This is a genomic window from Frankia sp. CeCAU1, assembly GCF_977971845.1.
The window spans coordinates 1-538 of the sequence record NZ_CDWWXA010000154.1; the positions used below are offsets into that span (position 1 = coordinate 1).

Annotated in this window: 1 protein-coding gene; it reads right to left on the reverse strand. The window is 71.4% G+C overall.

The features are described 5' to 3' along the window. The coding region (locus AC08OO_RS20190; RefSeq protein WP_476618907.1) for a DNA cytosine methyltransferase at nucleotides 1–502 on the reverse strand (502 nt) is incomplete at its 3' end. Nucleotides 503–538: the final 36 nt, after the last annotated feature.

Below are 538 nucleotides of genomic sequence, written 5' to 3' on the forward strand. Positions count from 1 at the left end.
CGGCGCCGGTGTGCCAGGCGAGGGCGAACCAGCGTTCCCGGCGGTGGGGGGCGCCGATGGCGGATGCGGTCTGGCGTAGCCAGCGCGTGTCGTACCCAAAGCCGGCCAGGTCCCCGAGTACGGCGGGTAGTCCTCGAACAGCGAACCCGCGCACGTTCTCCAACAGGACGAGTCGTGGTCGTAGAACGCGAACGGCGCGGGCCACGTCCGGCCAGAGATGTCGGGTGTCGTCGGTGCCGTGCTGGCGTCCGGCGTCGGACCAGGGTTGGCAGGGGAAACCGGCGGTGAGCACGTCGACCGGCTCGACGCTGGTCCAGTCGGCGGCGGTGATGTCCCCGTGGTTGGGGACACCGGGCCAGTGCCGAGCGAGAATCGCGGCGGCGGCGGGGTCGGTGTCGGCGACCCAGACAAGGCGGCCACCGAGGATGTCGAGGACGGCGAGGTCAAGTCCGCCGTAGCCGGTACACAGACTCCCGACCCGCGGCTCGTCGTCCGAGCCCATCGGTCCTCTTTCCCGTCCGTGTGGTCGAGGGTGGGG